The organism is Pseudomonas sp. DNDY-54, assembly GCF_019880365.1.
Lineage (GTDB): Bacteria > Pseudomonadota > Gammaproteobacteria > Pseudomonadales > Pseudomonadaceae > Stutzerimonas > Stutzerimonas stutzeri_P.
Genome location: NZ_CP082271.1, coordinates 92,221 through 117,574, shown reverse-complemented (window position 1 = coordinate 117,574; position 25,354 = coordinate 92,221). Strand labels below are relative to the sequence as shown.

Below are 25,354 nucleotides of genomic sequence, written 5' to 3'. Positions count from 1 at the left end.
ATCTGATCGGCTCGCTAGAGTGACTCCAGGCACTCCGCGAGCGAGGTGCCGAGGTTCTCGATCAGCCGCTCGTAGCCACCGGCAGTGACGTCGAGGCCATGGCCCATGGCGTCCAGTTCGGCCACGTTCGCCGGTAAGCCCCGAACCAGACTGTCGGCCAGCCGGGGGCGGGCCGGGGGCTCATGGAACACACAGCTGGGGCCGGCCTGCTCCAGACGCTGACGCATCTCCGCGACGTGACGCGCGCCGGGCTGAGCCTCGCCCCCTGAACTGAAGACACCCGCGTGCTGGAGGCCATACGCCGCTTCGAAATAATCATAGGCTTCATGGAAGACGAAGAAGGGCTTGTTGCGCGTATCGCTCAGGCGCTTTTGCAGGCGCTGATCAAGCGCATCCAGACGCTGCGCGAACGCCTCGAGATTCGCCTGGTAGCGCAACGCGTTGGCCGGATCGATCGCCGCCAACTCGCCGGCCATCCGAGTTGCGATAACCCGTGCGTTGGCCGGCAGCAGCCAGAGGTGCGCATCGAGACTGCCAGGGCGGTGAGCATGGTCGTGCTCGTCGTGTGCAGCCGCCTGATCACCATGGTCGTCGTGAGCGTGCAGGTCGTGGGACTCGTGCGCGTGCGCGTCGTGCTCTTCATGGTCGTCGTCGCCGTGGTGGGCCTCGGCATGAGTGTCGCCGAAATGGCGCAGCGTCAGTCCCGGCAGCGACTGCACCGCCACGCTAGGCCCCTTGCGAGCCTTCAGCACCGGCTCGAGAAAACTCTCCATATCCGGGCCGATCCAATAGAACAGGTCCGCGCTACGAATCTGCCGCACGTCGGATGGCCGCAGCGCGTAGTGGTGAGCCGAGGCACCGGCGGGGAGCAGCACTTGCGGCTCCCCGACGCCATCCTGAACGGCCGCTGCGATCAGCTGTAGCGGTTTAATACTGGTCAGCACCGTCACCTCGGCGCGGGCCGCTGTGCTGCCGAGGAGAGTTAGGACCACAAGCAACGGCAACGAAAAAAGACGAAACACAGGCAACACTCGCTTGGACTGAATGGGTAACATAATAACGTCTCTCCATCATGTCGTCTCTGCCCATGCCCAACACCCCGCTGGCCTACACCACCCACAACCACGATCACTGCGTCAGCAGCGCGCTGGCTGAAGCCGATACGCTCTGTGAGCGCTCAGGTGTGCGTCTGACCGCCCTGCGTAAACGCGTACTGGAACTGGTCTGGCAGAGTCACAAGCCGCTGGGCGCCTATGACATTCTCGCTGAGCTGACCGCTCAGGACGGCCGACGTGCTGCGCCGCCGACGGTCTATCGGGCACTGGATTTCCTGCTGGAAAACGGCCTCGTGCACCGCATCGCGTCGCTCAACGCGTTCATTGGCTGCAATCACCCTGAACACCCGCATCAGGGTCAGTTCCTGATCTGCCGCAACTGCCATACCGCGATCGAGCTGGAACAGCCCAGCATCAGCGAGGCCATCGAGCACGCGGCGCGCGGCGTGAATTTCCAGGTCGAGGGCCAGACGGTGGAAGTTGTCGGTCTTTGCCAGCCTTGCCGGAGCGCCGCATGAGCGAGGCGTTGATCCGCCTGGAGGATATCCACGTGCGCTTCGCCAGGCAGGCGGTGCTTGAAGGCGCCGAATTGCGCGTGCACCGCGGCGAGATCGTTACACTGATCGGCCCCAACGGCGCCGGCAAAACCACCCTGGTCCGCGCGGTGCTCGGCTTGCTGAAACCCGACAGCGGCACCGTCTGGCGCAAGCCTAAGCTGCGCGTCGGCTACATGCCGCAGAAGCTTCACATCGACCCGACGCTGCCGCTCTCGGTACTGCGCTTTCTGCGCCTGGTGCCTGGGGTGGACCGCACCGGCGCGCTGGCCGCACTGAAAGAAGTCGGCGCCGAGCACGTCATCGACAGCCCGCTGCAATCGGTCTCCGGCGGCGAAATGCAGCGCGTACTGCTGGCCAGGGCGCTGCTGCGCCAACCGGAACTGTTGGTGCTCGACGAGCCCGTTCAAGGCGTCGATGTTGCGGGCCAGGCCGAGCTGTACCGGCTGATCGGGCGATTGCGCGAGCGCTATGGCTGCGGCGTACTGATGGTCTCCCATGATTTGCATCTGGTGATGAGCGCGACCGATCAGGTGGTCTGTCTGAATCGCCACGTGTGCTGCTCCGGCCATCCAGAACAGGTCAGCACGGACCCCGCCTTTGTCGAGCTGTTCGGCCACGATGCGCGCAGCCTCGCCGTTTATCACCACCAGCACGACCACAGCCATGATCTGCATGGCAGCGTGGTGACCGGCAAACCTCACGTTCACGGCCCGAATTGCAAGCACTGATCGATATGCCCGACTTTCTCTTGAACGCCCTTCTCGCCGGCCTCGCGCTGGCGCTGGTGGCCGGCCCGCTCGGCTCCTTCGTGGTCTGGCGACGCATGGCCTATTTTGGCGACACGCTGTCCCATTCCGCCCTGCTTGGTGTGGCGCTGGGCTTGATGCTGGAGGTCAACCTGACCCTGGCCGTCGTCGTCTGCTGCGTGCTGCTGGCGGTGCTGCTGGTGACCTTGCAGCAGCGCCAGCCACTGGCCTCGGACACCTTGCTCGGCATTCTGGCGCACAGCACCTTATCGCTGGGCCTCGTCTCGCTGAGCTTTATGCAGGACGTGCGCATCGACCTGATGGGCTACCTGTTCGGCGATCTGCTGGCGGTAAGCCCGACCGACCTGGCCTGGATCGTTGGCGGCAGCGCGCTGGTACTTCTGGCGCTGATCCCGCTGTGGCGACCTTTGCTGGCGGTGACCGTGCACGAGGAGCTGGCCAAGGTGGAAGGCCTGCCGGTGGCAGCGATACGCCTGACGCTGATGCTGCTGATCGCCATGGTGATCGCGGTGGCGATGAAGATAGTCGGCGTGCTGTTGATCACCTCGCTGCTGATCATTCCCGCCGCGGCGGCCCAGCGCCATGCTCGCACGCCGGAGCAGATGGCCCTGGGTGCCAGCCTGATCGGCCTGCTCGCCGTGTGCATGGGCTTGTCATTGTCCTGGTACGAAGACACCCCGGCCGGCCCGTCGATCGTGGTGTCAGCCGCGGCATTGTTCCTGCTCAGCTTTGCCTGGCGGCGCAGGGCTTAGTCCGATGACCACGCTGAAATACCTGAGCGGCTACCCCGAGTCGCTGCAGCAGCAGATCCGCCAGTTGATCGCCGAAGGACGCTTGGGTGATTACCTCGAGCGCCGCTATCCGCAACGCCACCAGGTGCAGAGCGACAAGGCGCTGTACGGCTACGTTCAACAGCTGCGCCAGAACCATCTGAAAAGCGCACCGAACATCGACAAGGTGCTCTATGACAACCGCCTCGACCTCACCCACCGCGCGCTGGGTCTGCACATTGCCGTATCCCGCGTGCAAGGCGGCAAGCTCAAGGCAAAGAAGGAGATCCGCGTCGCTGCCCTGTTCAAGGAGGCGGCGCCGGAGTTTCTGCAGATGATCGTAGTGCACGAACTGGCGCACCTACGCGAAAGCGACCACAACCGCGCCTTCTACAAGCTCTGCGAGCACATGATGCCGGGTTACGCGCAGACCGAATTCGACCTGCGCTGCTACCTGCACTGGCGCGAACTCGCTTAACCCAAGCTCGCCAGACACAAAAAAAAGCGGCCCGGAATCAACCGAGCCGCCTCTTGTCATGCCGCTACGATCAGGCCGGAACCTGCTCCGCCGCCGCCTCGCGCACCCAGATGCGGTGCTGCGCCAGTGCCTGCGCAAACGCCGTGAACACCGTCGCCACATCGCTATCCTCACCGCTCACCAGACCGGCATCTTCCGGCAGGTTGAGCGCCGTGAGCAGTTGCCGGGCGTCGCCTAGCACGGCGATTGGCTTGAGGTGCTTATAGGCTTCGAGCAGGTAATGCTTCGCCACGCCCAACTTAGCCATCGCTTGCACACTTTGCGCGCCACCCGGTACGAATACCGCATCGAAAGCGATCGAGGGCATGCCATCCATCGCTGCATCAGGCGTGAGCATCGTGCCGTCAGCCGCCTTGACCGGAGCCGGTGACGGACCGATCAGTTTGGCGGTTGCACCCTCGTCTGCCAGTTTCTGCTTGAACGCCTCGATAGCCTTACCGTCCACGCCGTTGGCGATGAGGATCGCGACCTTGCGCGACTTGATATTGCCCGATAGATGATTCATCAGGCTCAGCGCCGGCGAGCTGGCCGGGTTCGGCTGCTTGAGGCTGAGGGTTGGCGCTGTCGGTGGCGTCACGCCGATGTTTTCCGCAACGCGGCGCGCGAGTTCGAGATCGATATTGGCGAGGATCTCGTTGACCTGGCGCTCACGAATGAACACCCGCTCCACCTTGCCCAGCTCGAAGCTGTAGGCGCCGATGATGTGCTCCTTCTCCGGGGCGCTCATGCTGTTCCAGAACAAGGTCGCCTGGGAGAAGTGATCGCCGAACGAAGGGCTGCGTGCGCGCACCTTATGGCCTTCCATGCGCTCGGGGTAGCTCTCGAAGCCGCCACCGCTGGCCGCAGGTGGCGTTTCCTTCGGCCAGCCGCTGTCGATGGAGTTGGGCTCGTAGTTGGCGCGACCCTTGTTGATGGTCTGCCGGTGAAAGGCATCACGCTGGTTGTTGTGTACCGGCGCAATCGAGCGGTTGATAGGAATCTCGTGGAAGTTCGGCCCACCGAGACGCAGCAGCTGGGTGTCGGTGTAGGAAAACAGCCGGCCCTGCAGCAACGGGTCATTGGTGAAGTCGATGCCGGGCACGATGTGGCCGATGTGGAAGGCGGCCTGCTCGGTTTCGGCGAAGAAGTTGTCCGGGTTGCGGTTGAGGGTCATCTTGCCGAGCTTCTGCACCGGCACCAGCTCTTCCGGAATGATCTTGGTCGGGTCGAGCAGGTCGAAATCGAATTTGTGCTCGTCGGCCTCTTCCACCACCTGCACGCCCAGCTCCCACTCGAAGTAGTCGCCCATCTCGATGGACTCCCACAGGTCGCGGCGGTTGAAGTCCGGGTCCTTGCCCGCCAGCTTCAGGGTCTCATCCCAGACCAGTGAAAAGGCCCCGGCGACCGGCTTCCAATGAAATTTGACGAAACGGCTCACGCCTTCGGCATTGATCAGGCGGAAGGTGTGTACGCCGAAGCCTTCCATGGCTCGCAGGCTGCGCGGAATACCGCGGTCGGACATGGCCCAGATGACCATGTGCGCCGACTCCGGCGTCAGCGAGACGAAATCCCAGAAGCTGTCGTGGGCAGACTGGCCCTGCGGGATCTCGTTGTGCGGCTCGGGTTTGACCGCATGCACGAAGTCGGGAAACTTGATCGCATCCTGAATGAAGAACACCGGCATGTTATTGCCGACCAGGTCGAAGATGCCTTCGTCGGTGTAGAACTTGGTGGCGAAACCGCGCACGTCACGCACGGTATCGGCCGAACCACGGGAACCTTGCACGGTGGAAAAGCGCACGAACACCGGCGTTTCCTTGCCCTTGCCCGCGAGGAATGAAGCCTTGGTCAGCGCACTGTGGTCGTCGTAACTGACAAACACGCCATGGGCCGCCGAACCGCGGGCGTGGACGATGCGCTCTGGGATGCGCTCGTGATCGAAGTGGGTCAGCTTCTCGCGCATGATGAAGTCTTCGAGCAGCGAGGGACCGCGCTCGCCAGCGCGCAGGCTATTCTGGTTGTCGGCGATCTTCACGCCCTGATTGGTGGTCAGCGCTTCGCCGGTGGCGTCGCTGCGGAAGGTCTCGAGGTGGTCGAGCTTGGCGCTGTGATTCTTGCGGTCGACGGTGTCAGTACCGGCGAGTTCGCTGTGCTTTGGATCTGTTTTGTCCGTCATCTTGGGCCTCGGTTGAGCATGGGTGCGCTAAACCGCGAAGGGACCGGGCCTCATCTGGGGGGCCGATGCTTGATCATTTCACGGCGTACCGGTAAGTGACCCAACAATGCCGCTCAAGGTTGCGCGCAGCGACGATATACACAGCCTATGGACGCAATGGCTTGCCTCAATAACCGCCGTTCGCTACGCCCGCCCGCCGTAAACGCGTAGAATGCACGCCTTTCGCCACCATCCAGGCACATACGACCGCACCCACAAGGTTCGCCCGTGATTGAATTTCAGCAAGTCCACAAAACCTATCGGGTTACCGGCCGGGGCACTGCTCGTGAAGTGCCCGCACTCAAGCCGACCGAACTGACCGTCGGTGCCGGCGAAGTGTTTGGCCTGATCGGTCATTCCGGCGCCGGCAAGAGCACCCTGCTGCGCCTGATCAACCGCCTGGAAGAACCCTCCGGCGGACGCATCCTGGTCAACGGTGAAGACGTCACGGCGCTCGACGCCAACGGCCTGCGCCGCTTCCGTCAGCGGGTCGGGATGATCTTCCAGCACTTCAATCTGCTGATGTCCAAGACCGTGGCCGACAACGTTGCCATGCCACTGCGTCTGGCGGGTAACCACTCACGCAGCGAGATCGACAGCCGGGTCGCCGCGCTGCTCGAACGCGTCGGCCTGAAAGATCAGGCGCGCAAGTACCCGGCGCAATTGTCGGGCGGCCAGAAACAGCGCGTCGGTATCGCCCGCGCGCTGGCGACCGAGCCGGACATCCTGCTCTGCGACGAAGCCACCAGCGCTCTCGATCCGCAGACAACCGCCTCGGTGCTGCAGTTGCTCGCCGAAATCAACCGCGAACTGAACCTGACCATCGTGCTGATCACTCACGAAATGGACGTGATCCGCCGCGTCTGCGATCGCGTCGCGGTAATGGATGCAGGAGCCATCGTCGAACAGGGGCTGGTGACCGACGTATTCCTGCATCCGAAGCATCCCACCACCCAGCGCTTCGTGCTGGAAGACGAGGCGGTTGATGAAGGCGAGCAGCGTGATGACTTTGCCCATGTCCCGGGTCGGATCTTGCGCCTTACGTTCCAGGGCGAATCGACCTACAAACCGCTGTTGGGCACCGTCGCGCGGGAAACGGGCGTCGATTTCAGCATCCTGTCGGGCCGCATCGACCGTATCAAGGACACACCTTATGGCCAGCTGACCCTGGCGCTGGTCGGCGGCGACATGGCCGCCGCGCTGGCTCGCCTGGATGCCGCTGACGTACACGTGGAGGTACTGCGCTGATGGAAGCCCTATTGGCAAACGTCGACTGGTATGAGATCTGGCTGGCCACGCTGGACACCCTGCTGATGCTCGGCGGTTCGCTGCTGTTCACCATCCTGCTGGGCCTGCCGCTGGGCGTTCTGCTGTTTCTCACCGGGCCACGGCAGCTGTTCGAGAACGGCCCTCTGTACGCCTTTCTCTCGTTCGTGGTGAACGTGCTGCGTTCGCTGCCGTTCATCATCCTGCTGATCGTGATGATTCCCTTCACGGTACTGATCACCGGCACCTCGCTGGGCGTGGCGGGTGCTATTCCGCCGCTGGTGGTGGGTGCGGCGCCGTTCTTCGCGCGACTGGTGGAAACCGCGCTGCGCGAGGTCGACCGCGGCATCATCGAGGCGACTCAGGCGATGGGTGCGACCACCCGGCAGATCATCTTCAACGCATTGCTGCCCGAGGCGCGCCCGGGCATCATCGCTGCAGTTACCGTCACCGCCATTACGCTGGTCTCCTACACCGCCATGGCGGGCGTTGTGGGAGCCGGCGGCCTTGGCGATCTGGCCATCCGTTTCGGCTATCAGCGTTTCCAGACCGATGTCATGGTGGTCACGGTCGTCCTGTTGCTGGTGCTGGTGCAGGTACTGCAAAGCGTTGGCGACAAGCTGGTTACGCATTTTTCCCGTAAATAAATGCCCAATTCAGGCCTTTCCAACAACAGATGATCGGCGACCGGTTCGTCGAGTCAGACAGGAGCTTTCCATGAAAAAAATGCTTGCCGCCATTGCCGCTGTCGCGGCGTTCTCCGCCCAGGCTGCCGATGAGCTGAACGTCGCCGCGACCGCCGTTCCGCACGCCGAGATCCTCGAGTTCGTCAAACCCCAGCTGGCCGAACAGGGCGTTGACCTGAAGGTGAAGGTCTTCACCGACTACGTGCAACCGAACATCCAGGTGTCCGAGAAGCGTCTGGACGCCAACTTCTTCCAGCATCAGCCGTACCTGGATGAATTCAACAAGGGCAAGGGCACCGAGCTGGTCAGCGTCGCGGGCGTACACATCGAACCCTTCGGTGCCTATGCCAGCAAGCTGAAGTCGCTGGACGAGCTGCCTAATGGCGCCACGGTGGTCATCCCCAACGACGCCACCAACGGCGGCCGCGCGCTGCTGCTGTTGCAGAAAGCCGGAGTGATCTCCTTGAAAGACGGCGCGGGCATCACCGCCACGCCGAAGGACATCGCCGCGAACCCGAAGAACATCAAGATCCGTGAGCTGGAAGCCGCGACCCTGCCGCGCGTACTGACGCAGGTCGATCTGGCGCTGATCAACACCAACTATGCGTTGGAAGCCAAGCTCAACCCTACCGAAGACGCCCTGTACATCGAAGGCAGCGACTCGCCGTACGTGAACATTCTGGTCGCCCGTCCGGACAACAAGGACAGCGCCGCCATGCAGAAGCTGATCGAAGCGCTGCACAGCGACGAGGTGAAGCAGTTCATCAACGAGAAGTACCAGGGCGCGGTTGTTCCGGCGTTCTAAGTACAGGGTTAGGTGTCGCGAGAGAAGGCCCGCTAATGCGGGCCTTTTTCGTGGGGTCGGTAGCTAGGGTCGGCTATTCCAGTGCCAGCACCGACGGCAACTGCTCGGCCAGCTTTTCGGTACGCATGGGCGCACGAATGAAGCCACGCAGCCGGCCGTCAGGGCCAATCAGCGCGAGGTTGCCACCGTGGTCAACGGTGTAGTCCTCCTTAGAGGTATCGGCCGGAATAAACGGCACCCCGACTGCGTTCGCCAGGGCTTGGATCTGCTCGAGTGGGCCGGTCAAGCCAATGAAGCCAGCACCGAAATAATCCAGGTATTTCTTCAGCTGGTCTGGCGTGTCACGCTCGGGGTCGACGCTGACCAGGATTGGCTGCATCCGCTGTTGCGCCGCTTCCGGCAGCATCCCGCGCAGCTGCCGTAATTCGGCCAGGGTCGCCGGGCAGATGTCAGGGCAGAAGGTGTAGCCGAAGAACAGCAGGTTCCATTTCCCCTCCAGTTGCGTCATCGAAACCGCTTCGCCGTTCTGGTTGGTCAACGTCAGGTCTGGCACGTCGCGCCCCTGCGGGAGCAGGACGATACCGGCGTCCAGCAGCTCGGCGGGATCGAGTTGCTGCTCGGTGTTGAGCACCTTGTAAACCGTCAGGCCAATGACCAGCGCAACCAGCGCTACGAGGATGAAGACGGTTTTCTGAATGCGGGTCATGAGATTCCTGTGAGGTTCGGCCGGGCTACGAGCGTCTTCGCACTGAGCCCTAGATGTTCAGCAGCAGATAATGATCAACCAGCAACGCGATGAACAGCGCGAACAGGTACCAGATGCTGAACTTGAACGTCTTGATCGCCGCATGAGGGCGGCTGTTCCGGTAGAGCACAACGGCCCAGAACAGAAAGCGTGCGCCCAGCAGCACCGCCGCCGCCAGGTACAACGGCCCGCTCATGTGAATGGCGAACGGCATGACGCTCACCGCCAGCAGCATCACGGTATAGAGCAGGATGTGCACCTTGGTGTAGTGCTCGCCATGGGTCACCGGGAGCATCGGTACGTTGACCTTCGCGTATTCGTCCTTGCGGTGAATTGCCAACGCCCAGAAGTGCGGCGGCGTCCAGGCGAAGATGATCAGCACCAGCAGCAACGGCTCGGCGGTGACCTGGCCGGTTACCGCAACCCAGCCGAGCAGCGGCGGTGCAGCGCCTGCCAACCCGCCGATCACGATGTTCTGCGGTGTGGCACGCTTGAGGAAGCCTGTGTAGATCACCGCATATCCAACCAGCGAGGCCAGCGTAAGCCAGGCGGCCAGGGCGTTGGTGAAGGTTAGAAGAAGCCCCATGCCGGCGATGCTCAGCAACAGCGCGAACAACAGTGCCGCAACCGGTGACACACGGCCCTCCGCCAGCGGTCGCTTGTGAGTACGCGCCATCACCGAATCGATGCGTCGATCCACCACGTGATTGACCGCCGCAGCGCCACCAGCGCAGAGCGCAATACCGAGATTGCCGAACACCAGCACGGTCCAGGGGACGCCGGCTCGGGTGGCGAGAAACATACCCACCAGCGAGGTGATGAGCATCAGTAGCACCACCTTCGGCTTGGTCAGCTCAAGGTAGTCACGCCAGCTCGCCTGGGCGCCGCGTTCGCTGAGTAGAGTCGCCATGGGGTTCTCCTTATGGTCAAGCGCGGGGCAGATCGAGCCCGCCCATCGTGTTCGAATCCGGTTGCCTCGCCGTCGCGGCGTCGCGTACTGCGACCCTGTCGTGGTAACTCAGGTAGAGGCGGTAATTGATCAATACGGTCACGAGCAGCAGCAATGCTCCACCGCCGTTATGGGCAACGGCCACCGCCAGCGGAAGGTTGAGCAGCACGTTGCTGATACCCAGCCCAAGCTGCAGGGCCAACGCGGCCAGCAGCAGCGCGGCCAGTCGCGTTAATCCGTTGCGCCAGAGCTGCCAGCCCAGGGTCAATAACACCAGCGTCACGAGCATCGCGCCAATGCGATGGGTGACATGAATGGCCGTGCGCGCCTCCCCGTAGAGCATGCCGCCCAGGTAGTTCGGCCCGATGTCGTGATGAGTCAGGTTGAATGCGTTGGCGAAATCCATCGCTGGCCACCAGCGCCCGTGGCAGGTGGGAAAATCGGTGCACGCCACCGCGGCGTAATTACTGCTGACCCAGCCGCCCAGCGCCACCTGCGCAATCACTGCCAGCAGGCTGACTAATGCGAGCGTCCGGACCCGGGCCGGTATCGACGCGCTCGCTGGCCGCCGCCCCGACAAACGCAGCGTCAGCAGGAACAGCAGGCTCAAGGTCGTGAAGCCGCCTAACAGGTGCGCGGTGACCACCTGCGGCCAGAGTTGCAGGGTGACGGTCCACATGCCGAACGCCGCCTGAGCGATGACGACCACCAGCAGCAAAAGCGGAAGCGTCACGGGTTGTCCCGGCTCGGCGCGACGGCGCAGCGCCTGCACCGCGAGCCCGAGGATCACCAGCCCCAGCGCACCCGCGAAGTAGCGATGCACCATTTCGTTCCAACCCTTGCCCACCTCCAGCGGCGCATCGGGAAAGCGCATCGCGGCCAGGCTTTGCTTGTCTTCGCTCATCGGCACACTGAGAAAACCATAGCAACCGGGCCAGTCCGGGCAGCCGAGCCCGGCATGCGTCAGTCGGGTATAGGCGCCAAGCAATACCACCACAACGGCCAGCAGCGTGGCGACAAGGGCGAGGCGGTAACCGGGTTTAGCCATCTGGTTCTCCTTGGGCAGCCTTTCTGGGACTCCAGCGAGGCGGCCGAGTGCCTTGGGTCAACCGATCTGAGAAATCTTCAGCAGGTATTTCAGGTCATCAAGGATTGCTTTGCCCTTAGCAGTCGCGTCGTAGCGCAAGACCAGATTGCCGTGCGGGTCGATGATCCATAGCTGGGGGCCTCCCGGCGCCGCTGGATTGCGGGCATACACCACGGGGTCCAGCGCGTACCGTTGCAACTGCGGATATTCCTGTTTCAGGCGTTGGTCATAGTCGGCAGAAAGTGCCTGCCCGCTCGCCAAGGCATGGCTGGCGCGCCCGGCTTCGCGTGCCAGGCCAATATTGATCTGCCGTGCCAGGTAGACCAGCTCCTGGCACGCCTCGGCGCAGCCGTCCGGTGCGGTCACCAGCAGTTCCCAGCGCGGCTCGGCCGTGGCCGGAACCGTCACGCCGAGCGCATCACGGCCCTGACCATCCGCAACCAGCGCCCCATCGTAGCTACGGGTGTCCGGTAGCCAGAAACCGAAGCGGTACATCGCAGAGGCCAACAGCATCGGGCCGATGACCACGGCCAGGATCAGCAGCAATTGAAGCCGGCCGCGTCGCCGCTGAGTAGGTACTGGATTGAGGGTCGGATTCATCGCGGTCACTGCTTGCTCCCCCGTGCCTGATGCACGCCGAAGTAGATGAACAGCGCCAGCAGCGCCGCTGCCAGCGCAAACCATTGCACCGCATAGCCCAGATGCTGCTGCGGCTTCATGCTGGTGATCGGCCAGTCCGCTCGGTAAGCCGTAGGACCCGGCTCCAGCCGCAGCTCGTAGCCGATGCCATCACGGTCGAGCAGCTGCCAGATCGTCTCGACATCGACATGATTGAGCAGCCGCGGCCAACCCTCCGCCATACGTCGGTTAAGCACAAAGGGCTTGCCAGACGGCGCGTACACCCAGGCAGCCAGCTTCAGTGGACGCTCCGGCGTGTCGAATTTCGGGGGAATGCGGCGATCCGGCCATGGGATCCAGCCACGGTTCACCAGTACCCAGCGACCGCTCGGCTCGTCCTGAAAAGGCTGCAACAACTCGACGCCAACCCGGCCATCACGGGTTCGGCTGTCCAGCAGAAAGCTGTGCTCGGCATCGAAACTACCTTGCAGATGGATGCGGGCGTAAGCCGGATCGTCCATGTGCTCGATCCGCTCAGGGCCTACCGGTGCAGCCTGTTGACGCGCGTCCTGACGCGCCAGCATGTCGCGCTTCTGCTCGCCGCGCTCCAGCTGCCAGAGGCCCAGCCAGACCAATAGAGGCAACAAGAGAAAGACCACCAGGGTAGGCACGAGGCCGGGTTTGAACCCGCTCATACCCTGCCCCGCGGCGTGTCGAAATGACTGGCTATACTGCACCCCCGATACCCCTGTTGCGGACTCGCTCATGCTCAAGGCGGCGATTGTTCTGTTATTAGTAGCCACGCTAGTCAGTCTGTTCAGTGGCCTTTTCTTTTTGGTCAAGGACGAGGGCCAAACATCCCGTGTGCTCACCGCCCTCTTCGTCCGCGTCTCCCTCACTGCTATTACGGTCGCCCTGATCGCCTGGGGCTTCTATTCGGGTCAGCTACAACCCGGTTTCGGTGCCTGATAGTCGCGCTACAACACGTAGACGAAGACGAACAGACCGATCCACACCACGTCCACGAAGTGCCAATACCAGGCTGCCGCCTCGAACCCGAAGTGCTGCTCAGGCGTGAAGTGCCCGCGGAAGCTGCGCACCAGCATCACCGTCAAGATGATCGCGCCCATGGTCACGTGCGCGCCGTGAAAGCCCGTGAGCATGAAAAAGGTCGCACCATAGATGCCTGATCCCAGCGTCAAACCAAGCTCTGTATAGGCATGGATGTACTCCTCGATCTGCAGGATCAGGAAAACGGCGCCTAGCAACACCGTCAGCCCCAGCCCTAGCTTGAGCTGCTTGCGGTTGCCCTTGCGTAGCGCGTGGTGCGCCCAGGTCAGGGTGAAGCTGGAGGTGACCAGCAGGATGGTGTTGATCAGCGGAAGGCCCCAAGGGCTGATGGTGCCTTCCGGGGCGGGATAGACCTTGGGGTCTGGGTTGTTCAGCAGCGGCCAGCTGTACTCGAAGTTCGGCCAGAGCATGGCGCTGACGCCCTTATCGCCGTCGCCATCGAGCCAAGGCCCGACCCAGTAGCGGATGTAGAACAGCACGCCGAAGAAGGCGAGAAAGAACATCACTTCCGAAAAGATGAACCAGCTCATGCCCCAGCGGAACGAGCGATCCATCTGCGCGCTGTACAGCCCTGCCCGCCCTTCACGGACGACGGCGCCGAACCAGCCGAACATCATGTACGCGATCAGCAGTGCGCCGACAAAGAAGATGACCGGCCCGCTGATCTCGTCACGGCCGGCCTTGAGGTCGTTGAACCAGCTGCCCAATCCGTAAACCGTGGTCAGCAACGCCAGCGTTCCGACGATGGGCCATTTGCTCTGGGCGGGAACGTAGTAGTTCTCGTGCGTGGTGGTCTGTTGGCTCATTGCAGACTCTCCTTGGCCGCCACCATGGACGCCTGATCAACGACGGCGACGGGAGGTTGGCGAGACGTGATATCGAACAGGGTGTAGGCGAGCGTCAGGTGACGCACGTCTGCGGGCAAATCACGATCAACAATGAAACGCACCGGCATCTCGATGCGCTCACCGGGCTGCAGCACCTGCTGGGTAAAGCAGAAGCACTCGGTCTTGTGGAAATACGCCGCCGCCTTGGATGGCGAAACGCTCGGCACCGCCTGGGCGGTCATCGGCTTGTCGGTGGGGTTATAGGCAACGAAGCGCATCTCGCGGCTTGCACCCGGGTTAACGCTGAGCTGATCGGCAACCGGCTGGAATTCCCAGACCATCCCTGAGGCATTGGTGGCGAGGAATTGAACCCGTACCTCACGGCCCTCATCCACAATCTGTGCGCCCTGGTAAGCGCCCGCGGTTTTGCCATTGATACCGAAGGCCTGGCACATGACGTCGTAGATCGGCACCAGCGCGAAGCCAAAGGCAAACATTGCCACGACCACCAGCAGTAACCGGCGGACCAAACGGGGGATCGACAGGGAATCGCTCATCGCGTCCTCCTCGCGCAGGGCTGTCCAATACGCGTCGGACCTGACGGACTTTTTTCGCAGCCGCAGGCTGAAGCCCACCCTACGGCGTTGGGCCGGGCGGCGCTCCGCTTTGGCCCACCAGCATCACCATCAGCCGGTACCCAATTCGCTGGCGAGGCTGCCCCTCGTCTACCTAGCCGCTGCAAGGCCGCGGCGGCTTCACCGCTAATCATGCTTGGGCCCCGTGCGATGTTCGTGCAGGTCCTCCATGCTCGGCGGCACGCTGAAGGTGTGGTAAGGCGCCGGCGATGGCACGCTCCACTCCAACCCTTCGGCGCCATCCCAAGGTTTGGCCGCCGCGATCGGCCCGCCCTTGATGCATTTGATGACGATGTACAGGAATAGCAACTGCGTCGCGCCGAACATGAAGGCGCCGATGCTTGAGACCATGTTGAAGTTGGCGAACATCATGTTGTAGTCCGGGATTCGCCGCGGCATGCCCGCCAAACCCACGAAGTGCATCGGGAAGAACGCCAGGTTCATGCCGATGAAGCTCATCCAGAAATGCAGCTTGGCCAGCGTCTCGTCGTACATGTGCCCGGTCCACTTGGGCAGCCAGTAGTAAGCCGAAGCGAAGATGCCGAAGATCGCGCCGGGCACCAGCACGTAGTGGAAGTGCGCCACCACGAAGTAGGTGTCGTGGTACTGGAAGTCCGCCGGCGCGATAGCCAGCATCAGCCCGGAGAACCCGCCAATGGTGAAGAGGATGACGAAGGCCACGGCGAACAGCATCGGCGCCTCGAAGGTCAGCGAGCCGCGCCACATCGTGCTCACCCAGTTGAACACCTTCACCCCCGTCGGCACGGCGATCAGCATGGTCGCGTACATGAAGAACAGCTCGCCGGTCAGCGGGATGCCGACCGTGAACATGTGGTGCGCCCAGACGATGAACGAAAGGAACGCAATCGCCCCGGTGGCGTAGACCATCGAGGTGTAGCCGAACAGCGGCTTGCGGCTGAACGCCGGAATGATCGAGCTGACCGCGCCGAACGCCGGCAGGATCATGATGTACACCTCGGGATGGCCGAAGAACCAGAACACGTGCTGGAACAACACCGGGTCGCCGCCACCGGCCGCGCTGAAGAAGCTGGTGCCGAAGTGGATGTCCATCAACATCATGGTCACCACACCGGCCAGCACCGGCATCACTGCGATCAGCAGGAAGGCGGTGATCAGCCAGGTCCAGACGAACAGTGGCATCTTCATCAGCGTCATGCCCGGCGCACGCAGGTTGAGCACGGTGGCGACCACGTTGATCGCGCCCATGATCGAACTGATGCCCATCAGGTGAATGGCGAAGATGAAGAAGGTCACCGACTCCGGCGCGTACGTCGTCGACAGCGGTGCGTAGAAGGTCCAACCGAAGTTCGGCCCTCCGCCCTCCATGAACAAGGTGCTGACCAACAGCCCGAACGCGGCAGGCAACAGCCAGAAGCTGAAGTTGTTCATCCGCGGCAGGGCCATGTCCGGCGCGCCGATCATCAACGGAATCATCCAGTTGGCCAGGCCGACGAAGGCCGGCATCACCGCGCCGAAGACCATGATCAGGCCGTGCATGGTGGTCATCTGGTTGAAGAATTCCGGCTGCACGATCTGCAGGCCCGGCTGGAACAGTTCGGCGCGGATCACCATCGCCATCGAGCCGCCCAGCAGGAACGCGCAGAAGCTGAACCACAGGTACATCGAGCCGATGTCCTTGTGGTTGGTGGTCAGCAGCCAGCGTGAGAGGCCCTTGGCCGGGCCGTGGTGATGGTCATGCTCGGCATGACCATGATCGTCGATCACTGCACTCATCACCTGATCCTCTTACTGGGTGGCTTCTTCGGCCTGTTTGAAGACGAGCACGTCTTTCGGCGTGACCATGTCGCCCTTGTCGTTGCCCCACGCGTTGCGCTCGTAGGTAATCACGGCGGCAAGGTCGACCTCGGACAATTGCGGGCCGAACGCAGGCATCGAGGTGCCTGGCGCGCCCTTGACGACGATGCTGATGTGGTCTTCGGCTTCGCCGGTGGCGATCGGCGAGCCTTTCAGGGCTGGGAACATCGGCGGCAGGCCTTCGCCCGTGGGCTGGTGACAGGAGGCGCAATTGGTCTGGTAAACCTGCTCGCCGCGCGCGGTGAGCTCTTCGAGCGTCCATTCCTTGCTCGTCAACTCGGCGAGCTTGGCCGCTTCTGCTTTCTTCTCGCCCAGCCAGGCGGCGTAGTCCTCCTGGGACTTGACCTCCACCACCACCGGCATGAAGCCATGATCCTTGCCGCACAGTTCGGTGCATTGCCCACGGTAGATGCCGGGCTCTTCGACTCGGGTCCAGGATTCGTTGATGAAGCCCGGGATCGCGTCTTTTTTCACCGCCAGATCCGGCACCCACCAGGAGTGGATCACGTCCGCCGCGGTGATAAGAAAGCGCACCTTGGCGCCCTGTGGGATCACCAGCGGCTCGTCCACCTCCAGGAGGTAGTGCTCACCCTTGGGGGCCTCGTTGTTGATCTGATCGCGCGGGGTAGTGAGGTTGCTGAAGAATTCGACATCCTCACCCAGATACTTGTAGTGCCACTTCCACTGATAGCCGGTGATCTGGATATCCACGTCGGATTCGGACGCGTCGTAGATGTGGATCAGCGTGCGGGTGGCCGGCACGGCCATGCCGATCAGGATTAACAGCGGAATGATGGTCCAGAGCACCTCGACCTTGGTGTTCTCATGGAAGTGCGCCGATTCGAGCCGCTTGGAGCGACGGTGAGCGAACATCGACCAGAACATCACGGCGAACACCAGCACGCCGATGATCACGCAGATCCAGAAGATGGTCATATGCAAATCGAATACGGATCGGCTGACGTCCGTAGCACCGGAGCGCATATTCACGTCCCAGGCCGCTTGGGCCTGACTGAATAGCGACCACAGCCCAATCCCCATCCAGACTCGTGGATGTCGCGACATTAGCGGGTTCCCCTTATGGTTCTTGTTATCCCGCCGACTGCCTGTCCGGCCGCAGAGCAGAGCAAAACGCTCCCTACGACAGCCTGACTACGCTCCGATCTGGCTCCCCCCAATGCCTGGTTGCCATCTCTCGCTTTGCACGCGCAGTCGGATTACAAACGGTACGCTTCGATCGGAGTATAGACAGCGATCCCGGACTGGCAATTTCGTCAGGTGTTTGGGCTCGCTTCTGCCCCCGCGGCGTCGTGGTCATTCTTCTTTACGCCACGAATATTCATCACTGCCAGGCACACCTGCAGAGTAATCAGCGCCCAGGCTTCGGCGTGCCAGCCCCAGATTACCCAGAGCAGGTTGCTCAACAGAAAGCACCAGAAGCCGACCGTACGTCGCCCCGGCCTCAGCGAGCCAATCAACCAGGCGGCCAGTACCGTGACCACCATGGCTGGCCATTGCAGAAGATCAATCCAATCCACGTTGCCTCCGAGTGCGAATGCGCGTCGGCCACCGACGCCGCAGCGATACTCGGATTGGTGCATCTTGCGCGACGTATAGTTCCGGAAAGCCGCCCTGCGGCAACGCTGGCTCGCGGTCGCCACGAGATGCTGCCGTGCTGTTCTGCGCCAGCCCAGCCCTCGGCTGCCCAGCCAGCTCGAAGCGGCGCCCTCAGTAGGGCGGGCTTCAGCCCACCAAAGATGTTGAGTTACCGATGAGCGGAGTCCTACGGCACGGGCTTGAAGGCATTCTGTTCTAGCCAGTTGACCAACCCGGCGCCCGTTTGGTGGTCCCAAGCCGAAGCCGCGCGGTCCACTGCGGCGATCTGGCTGGCGGAGGCGATGGGCATGCAGGTCGCCATCCATAACTGCCGCGGCAATCTCAGCTCGTAGGGTGGGCTTCAGCCCACCAAAGACATTGAACTACCAATAAGCAAACCCACGACAGGCTCAGATCAGGCTCATCTGCTGTCCGGGCGGTGCGAAGCGAGTGCAATCGAGGCCGTAATTCTGATCGCGCCGGTTGCACCCCAAGCGTCTGCAGGCCAACTGAAAGCGCTGCGCGAGCAATTGCGCGAACTGCCCTTCACCGCGCATTCGGCTGCCGAAGCGGCTGTCGTAATCCTTTCCGCCACGCGATTGCCGCACCAGGCTCATGACATGCGCCGCACGTTGCGGGAAATGCTCTTGCAGCCACTCATCGAACAGCGTGGCCACTTCGTGCGGCAACCTCAGCAGAACATAGCCGGCCGAGTGCGCTCCGGCTTCCCGCGCGGCTTCGAGCATGCGCTCCAGCTCCATGTCGTTGATCATCGGAATCATCGGCGCACACATCACACTGACCGGCACGCCGGCTTCGTGCAGCGTGCGCAACACGCGCAACCGCGCCGAAGGCGACGCCGCGCGTGGCTCCATGATGCGTTTGAGCTCATCGTCCAGCGTGGTCAGGCTGACCGAGACGCTGACTAAGCGCTGCTCGGCCAGCGGCACCAGCAGATCCAGGTCGCGCAGCACCAACGACCCCTTGGTGATGATGTGCACCGGGTGCTTGAAGCGCAGCAGAATTTCGAGCGCCTGGCGCGTCAGCCGCTGTTCGCGCTCAAGCGGCTGATAGGCATCGGTGTTCACGCCGAGCGCGATGGGCTGCGGCACGTAGCCGGGTTTGGACAGCTCCTGCTCCAGGCGCTCGGCGAGGTTGGTCTTGGCGATCAACCGCGTCTCGAAATCGATCCCCGGTGACATATCCCAGTACGCGTGGCTAGGCCGCGCAAAACAGTAGATGCAACCGTGCTCACAGCCCCGATAGGGATTGACTGAACGGTCGAAGCCCACGTCCGGCGACTGGTTGCGGGTGAGCACGGTCTTGGCCGTCTCGAACCGTACTTCGGTGGCGCGCGTCGCCGGTACGTCCTGTTCCCAGCCATCGTCATACGCCTCGCTGCGAGTCGGGGCGAAGCGGTTGTCGGGGTTGATTGCCGTGCCGCGGCCGCGCGGCGTGGTGAGAAGTGTGTGATGAGACATAAAGTTGCGCTCAGATACTGTGCATGCATACAGTATACGAGGATATTCAGCGCGTGCCTTGCCTTCCGATAAGCGTTACCCAACCTCAATGACGTGCAGCGTCGTGTAAGGCGGATCAACGTAACTCGACCGGCAATCGAGGCCCGTCTTTTTGCTGCCACGTACCGCTGAGCTCACCGTCGCGCTCTAGCCAAAGTTCGAACATGGCGGGCGTAGCGCCTTGCTCTTGAAGTTGGACGCGACCCGCGTCTGGCTGTGGCCTCGCGCTGAGGTCGACCTTGGTGGAGTCTTCATCGCGAAAATAGACAGCCCTGGAAACACCACTGGCGTATGGCGCGATAACCAGAGTGATCCGCTGGCGCCCGTCCACTGCGCCGCGGTAGACGCCGCTTATTTGCGGCCTCGACAGGTCCCGGCAATCGCTACGCTGCTCCAGCAGAAGGCATCGGCCATACGGGCTCAGCGCCTCCGCGAGTTCGGTATAAGCGAAGCTGTTCGAAAACTCACCCAGATCATCCAGCGCGCGAACCGCATGTGCCGAGCACCGTTCGGCAATCAACGTCAGTTGCGTTTGCCCGAGCACGAGCCGGTCATGGTCGAGAGTGGTGTTGCGATGGCGCGGTAAGCAATCTTCATAAATTTCGCGCTGTATCGTGGCCATCTCGGCCTCGTCTTCACTGGCGCCGTTCGCTGGAATTGCGGCGATAAATGTTTCGATGCGGTCGACCCGGGCCCGGCTTATCTGGGCACGCAGCTGTTGCAGTCCCGGCTCGCTAAATAATTCGGACAATGAGAGCGGCGAACCGTCGGCCAGGGCAAACGCATAGCTGTTGCGGCCCAGGCTGAGATAGGCGCCGTAATATTCACCGATGATATCGAGCGAAAGGAAGCCAGGCGTCTTGGCGTGGATTTCATAATCCAGGCTGACCACCCCGAGTCCCTCGCCTTCTTTGGGCCAAACTCGCTCGAACGGCGACTGCTCGAAGCGGCCGGGCAACCCGTCGAGTTCGAAGGCGTGCAGGTAGGTATTGATCCGTTCCAGCGCAGCCGATTCGCCTTCAAACAACGGGAAGCGATAAGTCGACCATTCGCTCCGTGTGGCTTCCAGGGTGCTGATGCTCGAATCGGCAAGCGAGGAGATGGGGGCGAGGGCGGCGAGACAAAACGACAGCAATCGCATATGGCGCGTCATGAACGGGACCTTCTGAGCCGGTATTCGCCGCTAAGAGACGACAGCGTGATGCCTGAGAATAGACCTACGCTCGCTGCTAGGCATCGGAGGCCGAACGCTGCGCGTGTCTGACCAACTTGCCCACCCTGCTCGCTCAGGTTGGACAACGGCGCACCTGGGCCTTGCTGTACTCCCCTCCCGCTACATCGCGGAGCAGAATCTCGCCGCGCTTCGCCACCTCGCGGGCGCGCCAGTAGAGAAACAAATCAGTCGCGAAAAAGCCGTCACAATGGCCCATCACCTCGGCCATGGCGCGGGCGAGCGGCATCCAGTCATTGCCGCAGGCCGTCAGCAGCTCGCTATCGATCCGCGAGTGGTCTTCACCGACGAAACGCCCGTCGACCCAGCGACGTATCGCGGCGTTCTCTTCAACGGCACCCCGCCATTGCTTGGCGAGCTCGGCGATGCGGGCGGGCTCGACGAGGCGCGGCTGATAAAGCGCTGCCAGGGCATCGGGCGCACGCATGGACACCGCCATACGCGCGCCGACGCGGCTGTCACCGGTGCCGCAAGCGACCTCATGCAGCGGAACCGATGAGCCTTCCAGAGCCGCCGCCACCCGCGCCAACAACAGCTGCTCGGAAGCGCTGTCGCCATGCCAGACGGTAATTTGCCGCGATTGGTCAGACAGCCGTGCCAGCCACTCTGCATCGCTGGCAATGCCCGAGAAATCCGGGCGAGGCGCCAATCCGGCAGGCCAAACCCCCTCCCAGAACGCCATACGCGTCTCGCATGGCGCGGATTCGATATCCGCGAGCGGCCCGACCGCCAAGTCGTCGCGCAGAATACGGACTTCGTTGCCCTCGGCCAGCAGTTGCCGGACGCTGTCGGCGGCGAGATCGCCACAGGTGATATGCCACATGGCGATGCTCCGGTCTGTCAGTCAGGTTTTTTCTTCAGCTTCGGGTTGGGGAAAAACTGCACCGCCTGCACCTGCGGGTCGGCCGCTTTCGGCTGCGCCTTGTTAACGCGCGTGCCGAGTTCGGACGGCACCGATTGCCCCTGGGCGTTGAGCGTATCGGCGTAGCCGCATTCCACGCATTCGCGATGGGGTACGCCGTCGACGTCCCACATCTTGATGCTGTCAGAAGCGCTACACGCCGGGCACACGGCGCCGGCGATAAAGCGCTTGGTGGTTACCTTAGGATCGTCGCTCATGCCACTTCCTCGGTCAGGCCGAGGTGGCGTAGCAGCGCGTCGGTAGACGGCTCGCGGCCTCGGAAGTCAACGAACAGCACCATGGGTTCCTGCGAACCGCCGCGCGCCAGAATGGCGTCGCGGAAGGCACGGCCGGTATCGGCGTTGAATACGCCCTCTTCCTCGAACCGCGAGAACGCATCGGAGGACAGCACCTCCGCCCACTTGTAGCTGTAGTAACCGGCCGCATAACCACCGGAGAAGATGTGCGCAAAGCTGTTGGGGAAGCGGTTGCTGGCTGGCGGGCGCATCACCGAGACTTCGTCACGGATGCTTTCCAGCACATCGAGCACGCTACGGCCGTCGCCGTGGGTGGCGTGGAGTTCGAAGTCGAACAGCGAAAACTCCAGCTGGCGCACCATCACCAGGCCGGACTGGAAGTTCTTTGCCGCCAACATCTGGTCCAGCTTGTCCTGCGGCAGGCGCTCGCCGGTCTGGTAATGACCGGAAATCAGCGCCAGGCCTTCTGGCTCCCAGCACCAGTTCTCCATGAACTGGCTCGGCAGCTCGACCGCGTCCCAAGCCACGCCGTTGATGCCGGACGCGCCGGCATGCTCGACCTGAGTCAGTAGGTGATGCAGGCCATGGCCGAACTCGTGGAACAGGGTGGTCACTTCATCGTGCGTCAGCAGCGCCGGGCGCTCGCCCACTGGCGGCGTGAAGTTGCAAACCAGGTTAGCCACAGGCGTCTGCAGCGTGCCCAGGCAAGTACGGCGCTTGTCGCGCGCGCCGTCCATCCAGGCACCGCCGCGCTTGTTCGGCCGCGCATAAAGGTCGAAGAAGAAGCGCCCGACGTGCTCGCCCTTCTCCCGGATCTCAAACAGCCGCACGTCCGGATGCCAGCTGTCGAAGTCTTCCAGCTCGTGAATCTCAATGTCGTATAGGCGCTTAACGATGGTGAACAGGCCGGACAGCACCTTGTCCACCGGGAAGTAAGCACGCAGCTCTTCCTGGCTCAGGCTGTAGCGCGCCTGACGCAACTTCTCGCCGAAGTAGTTGACGTCCCAGCTCTGCATATCGGTGATGCCGTGCTCGGCGGCGAAAGCGCGCAGTTCCTTGAGGTCGCGCTCGGCGAACGGCTTGCTGCGCTGGGCAAGATCACGCAGGAAGCCCAGCACCTGATCGGTGCTTTCCGCCATCTTGGTCGCCAGCGACAGCTCGGCGTAGTTGCCGAAACCCAGCAGCTTGGCCAGTTCCTGACGCAGATCGAGGATCTGCTCCATAACCGGACCGTTATCGAACTGGCCGGCGTTCGGTCCCTGATCGGAGGCACGGGTGGAATAGGCAACATAGACTTCTTCGCGCAGCGCACGGTTGTCAGCGTAGGTCATCACGGCGAAGTAGCTGGGGAACTCCAGGCTGATCAGCCAGCCGTCCAGCTCTTTGGCCTTGGCGGCCTCGGCCATCTGCGCCTTGGACGACTCGGTGATGCCGGCCAGCAGGCTTTCATCGGTGACGTGCTTGGTCCAGGCCTGGGTGGCGTCGAGCAGCTGGTTGGAAAAGGTGCTGCCCAGCTCGGCGAGCTTCATGCGGATCGCGCCGAAGCGCTGCTGCTCGGCGGGCGGCAGATCGATGCCGGACAGGCGGAAGTCGCGCAGCGCGTGTTCGAGGATGGTCTTCTGCGCGACATCGAAGCCGTCGGCTTCCGGGCTCAGCGACAGCGCTTGATAAGCGGCGAACAGGTCAGCGTTCTGGCCCAGTTCAGTGGCGTAGGCCGACAGCTTCGGCAGGCAGGCCTCGTAGGCGCTGCGCAGTTCGGCGTTGTTGCGCACCGCGTTGAGGTGGCTGACCGGCCCCCAGGCGCGGCTGAGGCGCTCGTTCATCTCGTCCAGGCCCACCACCAAGGTGGACCAGTCGAGGCTTTCGGCGGGACGGCTGAGCAGCTCCTGCAAGGCGACACGGTTGTCACCGAGGATGGCATCCACCGCCGGCTCGACATGCTCGGGGCGGATTTCGGAATAAGGCGGCAGGTCGAATTCCCGAAGCAGCGGGTTGGTATCGGTCACGGCAGTTGCCCCTTTGAATAAGTGATCAGCCAGGCATGTTAAAGCCAATTGCCCGACTGCGCAGCCAGCAAACGGCGCGATAGCGTGGCGCTATAGATCGCTGAACCCCGCAGGATCTACGCGATGCAGAAAGCGCTCGCCACGGTGCCTCATCGAACCCGCCTCGCTCGGCCGAGTAGTTGTTTAATTGCGACGGCTTCCTGCAGCGCGGGTTCCCAAGAGGCAAGCTCCCGTAGGTGCGAGCTTGCTCGCGAAGCATGTTCTGCCTGTTAGCAGCGTTTGTTTTCCGCTACCCCGGCTCGCCTGCAAGGACTGTGCGTCGCCCTGGCTCCTACAGGTTGCTACGATCACTCGGGCTGGCAACCTCCTATGAAGTCGCAGTCGACTCTACGGGCAGCTCGGGTCGACGCGCATAACGCTGGGCCAATACCGTACAGACCATCAGCTGGATCTGATGAAAGAGCATCAGCGGCAGAATGATCATGCCCACTGCGCTGGTCGCAAACAGCACCTGCGCCATGGGCACGCCAGTGGCCAGACTCTTCTTCGAACCGGCGAAGAGGATGGTAATGCGGTCTTCTAGGTTGAAGCCAAACACTTTGGCCAGCACGCTGGTCAGCCACAGGACGATGGCCAGCAACAGGCAGCAAGCCACGGTCAGCCCCACTAAATGACCGAGCGGCACGATCTGCCACAGGCCATCGACCACCGCGCCGCTGAAGGCGGTGTAGACCACCAATAGGATCGAGCTCTGATCGACGGTCTTGAGCCAGGTCTTGTTGCGGGCAACCCAGGCACCAATCCAGCGCCGGGCGATCTGCCCCGCAATGAAGGGCACCAGCAGTTGCAGGACGATCTTGCCGATGGAATCCAGCGTCGAGCCGCTCTCGCCTTCGACGCCCATCAGCAGCAACACCAGCAACGGCGTGAGAAAGATACCGATCAGGCTCGACGCCGCCGCGCTGCAGATCGCCGCCGGCACGTTGCCGCGCGCCAGTGAGGTAAACGCAATGGCCGACTGCACGGTAGCCGGCAGCGCGCAGAGGTAGAGCATGCCCAAATACAGTTCGTCGCCGACCATCGGGGTCAACACCGGCTTGAGCGCCAGCCCCAGCAGCGGAAACATCACGAAGGTGCAGGCGAAGACCAGCAGGTGCAGGCGCCAGTGGCCGGCGCCAGCGAGGATGGCTTCACGGGACAGTTTGGCGCCGTGCATGAAGAACAACAGCGCAATGGCGGCTGCCGTCAGCCACTCGAAGAACACCGCGCCTCGGCCTTCGCAGGGAAACACCGTGGCGATGGCCACCACTGCCAGCAGAGCGAGCGTGAAGTTGTCGAAGAGGATGCGGAGCTTGACCATGAACAGTATTCCTTGGGCTTGCAGGTGACTGGAATCGACCTTAACGTGGGCGCCACCTTCCGACTAACGCCAAGCAG

Annotated in this window: 26 protein-coding genes and 1 pseudogene; 8 read left to right on the top strand and 19 right to left on the bottom strand. The window is 62.6% G+C overall.

The window, feature by feature from the left end:
* Positions 1-14: 14 nt before the first annotated feature.
* Positions 15-1,055, bottom strand: coding sequence for a zinc ABC transporter substrate-binding protein (locus K4O48_RS00565; RefSeq protein ID WP_260523679.1), 1,041 nt, complete (start codon positions 1,053-1,055; stop codon positions 15-17).
* Between the two features lie 32 nt (positions 1,056-1,087).
* Here K4O48_RS00565 and K4O48_RS00560 point away from each other — a divergent pair, with 32 nt between their 5' ends.
* Genes K4O48_RS00560 through K4O48_RS00545 form a run of 4 tightly spaced genes read left to right on the top strand, consistent with a single transcriptional unit; the run spans position 1,088 to position 3,627 of the window.
* Entirely contained in the window at positions 1,088-1,573 is a 486-nt protein-coding gene (locus K4O48_RS00560; protein WP_222911903.1) for a Fur family transcriptional regulator, read from the top strand.
* Complete coding sequence (gene znuC, locus K4O48_RS00555) at positions 1,570-2,340, top strand: zinc ABC transporter ATP-binding protein ZnuC (protein WP_222910277.1); 771 nt, start codon at positions 1,570-1,572, stop codon at positions 2,338-2,340. The genes K4O48_RS00560 and znuC overlap by 4 nt, the downstream gene beginning before the upstream one ends.
* 5 nt (positions 2,341-2,345) lie before the next feature.
* Positions 2,346-3,131 (top strand): zinc ABC transporter permease subunit ZnuB, encoded by a 786-nt coding sequence (gene znuB / locus K4O48_RS00550; protein WP_222910276.1) that lies wholly within the window; start codon positions 2,346-2,348, stop codon positions 3,129-3,131.
* Between the two features lie 4 nt (positions 3,132-3,135).
* Positions 3,136-3,627, top strand: coding sequence for a M48 family metallopeptidase (locus K4O48_RS00545; RefSeq protein WP_222910275.1), 492 nt, complete (start codon positions 3,136-3,138; stop codon positions 3,625-3,627).
* A 70-nt stretch (positions 3,628-3,697) separates the two neighbouring features.
* On the opposite strand, the gene katE is transcribed toward K4O48_RS00545, so the two are convergent.
* Positions 3,698-5,842 carry a catalase HPII gene (gene katE / locus K4O48_RS00540; protein ID WP_222910274.1) on the bottom strand — a complete coding sequence of 715 codons (2,145 nt, stop codon included), beginning with the start codon at positions 5,840-5,842 and terminating at the stop codon, positions 3,698-3,700.
* Positions 5,843-6,109: 267 nt separating this feature from the next.
* Between katE and K4O48_RS00535 the strand changes: the two genes are divergently transcribed.
* The 3 genes from K4O48_RS00535 (at position 6,110) to K4O48_RS00525 (ending at position 8,638) form a co-directional block, all read left to right on the top strand.
* Positions 6,110-7,129, top strand: a complete 1,020-nt coding sequence (locus K4O48_RS00535) for a methionine ABC transporter ATP-binding protein (protein ID WP_222910273.1) — start codon at positions 6,110-6,112, stop codon at positions 7,127-7,129.
* On the top strand, positions 7,129-7,794 hold the full coding sequence (locus K4O48_RS00530) for a methionine ABC transporter permease (protein ID WP_222910272.1): 666 nt from the start codon (positions 7,129-7,131) through the stop codon (positions 7,792-7,794). Before K4O48_RS00535 ends, K4O48_RS00530 begins: the two co-directional genes overlap by 1 nt.
* 70 nt (positions 7,795-7,864) lie before the next feature.
* Positions 7,865-8,638, top strand: coding sequence for a MetQ/NlpA family ABC transporter substrate-binding protein (locus K4O48_RS00525; RefSeq protein ID WP_222910271.1), 774 nt, complete (start codon positions 7,865-7,867; stop codon positions 8,636-8,638).
* 73 nt (positions 8,639-8,711) lie between these two features.
* Here the strand turns inward: K4O48_RS00525 and K4O48_RS00520 are convergent, their stop codons facing one another.
* The 5 genes and pseudogenes from K4O48_RS00520 to K4O48_RS00500 form a co-directional block, all read right to left on the bottom strand.
* On the bottom strand, positions 8,712-9,344 hold the full coding sequence (locus K4O48_RS00520) for an SCO family protein (RefSeq protein WP_222910270.1): 633 nt from the start codon (positions 9,342-9,344) through the stop codon (positions 8,712-8,714).
* 49 nt (positions 9,345-9,393) lie between these two features.
* Positions 9,394-10,293, bottom strand: a complete 900-nt coding sequence (gene cyoE, locus K4O48_RS00515) for a heme o synthase (RefSeq protein WP_222910269.1) — start codon at positions 10,291-10,293, stop codon at positions 9,394-9,396.
* A gap of 16 nt (positions 10,294-10,309) precedes the next feature.
* The gene (locus tag K4O48_RS00510; protein WP_222910268.1) at positions 10,310-11,380 is read right to left on the bottom strand and encodes a heme A synthase; all 1,071 of its coding nucleotides are present in this window, start codon (positions 11,378-11,380) and stop codon (positions 10,310-10,312) included.
* Between the two features lie 57 nt (positions 11,381-11,437).
* Positions 11,438-12,019 (bottom strand): hypothetical protein, encoded by a 582-nt coding sequence (locus K4O48_RS00505; protein WP_222911901.1) that lies wholly within the window; start codon positions 12,017-12,019, stop codon positions 11,438-11,440.
* A pseudogene (locus K4O48_RS00500) lies at positions 12,006-12,732 on the bottom strand (SURF1 family protein); the annotation flags it as partial. The pseudogene K4O48_RS00500 and the gene K4O48_RS00505, both read right to left, overlap by 14 nt.
* 70 nt (positions 12,733-12,802) lie before the next feature.
* Here K4O48_RS00500 and K4O48_RS00495 point away from each other — a divergent pair.
* Positions 12,803-13,006, top strand: coding sequence for a twin transmembrane helix small protein (locus K4O48_RS00495; RefSeq protein ID WP_222910266.1), 204 nt, complete (start codon positions 12,803-12,805; stop codon positions 13,004-13,006).
* Between the two features lie 8 nt (positions 13,007-13,014).
* Here the strand turns inward: K4O48_RS00495 and K4O48_RS00490 are convergent, their stop codons facing one another.
* The 12 genes from K4O48_RS00490 to K4O48_RS00440 form a co-directional block, all read right to left on the bottom strand.
* Positions 13,015-13,914, bottom strand: a complete 900-nt coding sequence (locus tag K4O48_RS00490) for a cytochrome c oxidase subunit 3 (protein ID WP_222910265.1) — start codon at positions 13,912-13,914, stop codon at positions 13,015-13,017.
* Positions 13,911-14,492, bottom strand: coding sequence for a cytochrome c oxidase assembly protein (locus K4O48_RS00485; protein ID WP_222910264.1), 582 nt, complete (start codon positions 14,490-14,492; stop codon positions 13,911-13,913). The genes K4O48_RS00490 and K4O48_RS00485 overlap by 4 nt, the downstream gene beginning before the upstream one ends.
* A gap of 204 nt (positions 14,493-14,696) precedes the next feature.
* A complete protein-coding gene (ctaD, locus tag K4O48_RS00480; protein ID WP_222910263.1) occupies positions 14,697-16,325 on the bottom strand; it encodes a cytochrome c oxidase subunit I in 1,629 nt (542 codons plus the stop codon).
* Between the two features lie 12 nt (positions 16,326-16,337).
* On the bottom strand, positions 16,338-17,471 hold the full coding sequence (gene coxB / locus K4O48_RS00475; protein WP_222910262.1) for a cytochrome c oxidase subunit II: 1,134 nt from the start codon (positions 17,469-17,471) through the stop codon (positions 16,338-16,340).
* Between the two features lie 209 nt (positions 17,472-17,680).
* Complete coding sequence (locus tag K4O48_RS00470) at positions 17,681-17,944, bottom strand: hypothetical protein (protein ID WP_222910261.1); 264 nt, start codon at positions 17,942-17,944, stop codon at positions 17,681-17,683.
* 245 nt (positions 17,945-18,189) lie between these two features.
* Entirely contained in the window at positions 18,190-18,312 is a 123-nt protein-coding gene (locus K4O48_RS20420) for a hypothetical protein (RefSeq protein WP_260523678.1), read from the bottom strand.
* A 100-nt stretch (positions 18,313-18,412) separates the two neighbouring features.
* Positions 18,413-19,483, bottom strand: a complete 1,071-nt coding sequence (locus tag K4O48_RS00465; protein WP_222910260.1) for a PA0069 family radical SAM protein — start codon at positions 19,481-19,483, stop codon at positions 18,413-18,415.
* A gap of 115 nt (positions 19,484-19,598) precedes the next feature.
* A complete protein-coding gene (locus K4O48_RS00460; protein WP_222910259.1) occupies positions 19,599-20,675 on the bottom strand; it encodes a hypothetical protein in 1,077 nt (358 codons plus the stop codon).
* 133 nt (positions 20,676-20,808) lie between these two features.
* Positions 20,809-21,576, bottom strand: a complete 768-nt coding sequence (locus K4O48_RS00455) for a DUF1835 domain-containing protein (protein ID WP_222910258.1) — start codon at positions 21,574-21,576, stop codon at positions 20,809-20,811.
* 17 nt (positions 21,577-21,593) lie between these two features.
* A complete protein-coding gene (locus K4O48_RS00450) occupies positions 21,594-21,872 on the bottom strand; it encodes a YheV family putative zinc ribbon protein (protein ID WP_222910257.1) in 279 nt (92 codons plus the stop codon).
* Positions 21,869-23,917 (bottom strand): oligopeptidase A, encoded by a 2,049-nt coding sequence (prlC, locus tag K4O48_RS00445; RefSeq protein ID WP_222910256.1) that lies wholly within the window; start codon positions 23,915-23,917, stop codon positions 21,869-21,871. The genes K4O48_RS00450 and prlC overlap by 4 nt, the downstream gene beginning before the upstream one ends.
* Before the next feature lie 367 nt (positions 23,918-24,284).
* Positions 24,285-25,277 carry a bile acid:sodium symporter family protein gene (locus K4O48_RS00440; RefSeq protein ID WP_222910255.1) on the bottom strand — a complete coding sequence of 331 codons (993 nt, stop codon included), beginning with the start codon at positions 25,275-25,277 and terminating at the stop codon, positions 24,285-24,287.
* Positions 25,278-25,354: the final 77 nt, after the last annotated feature.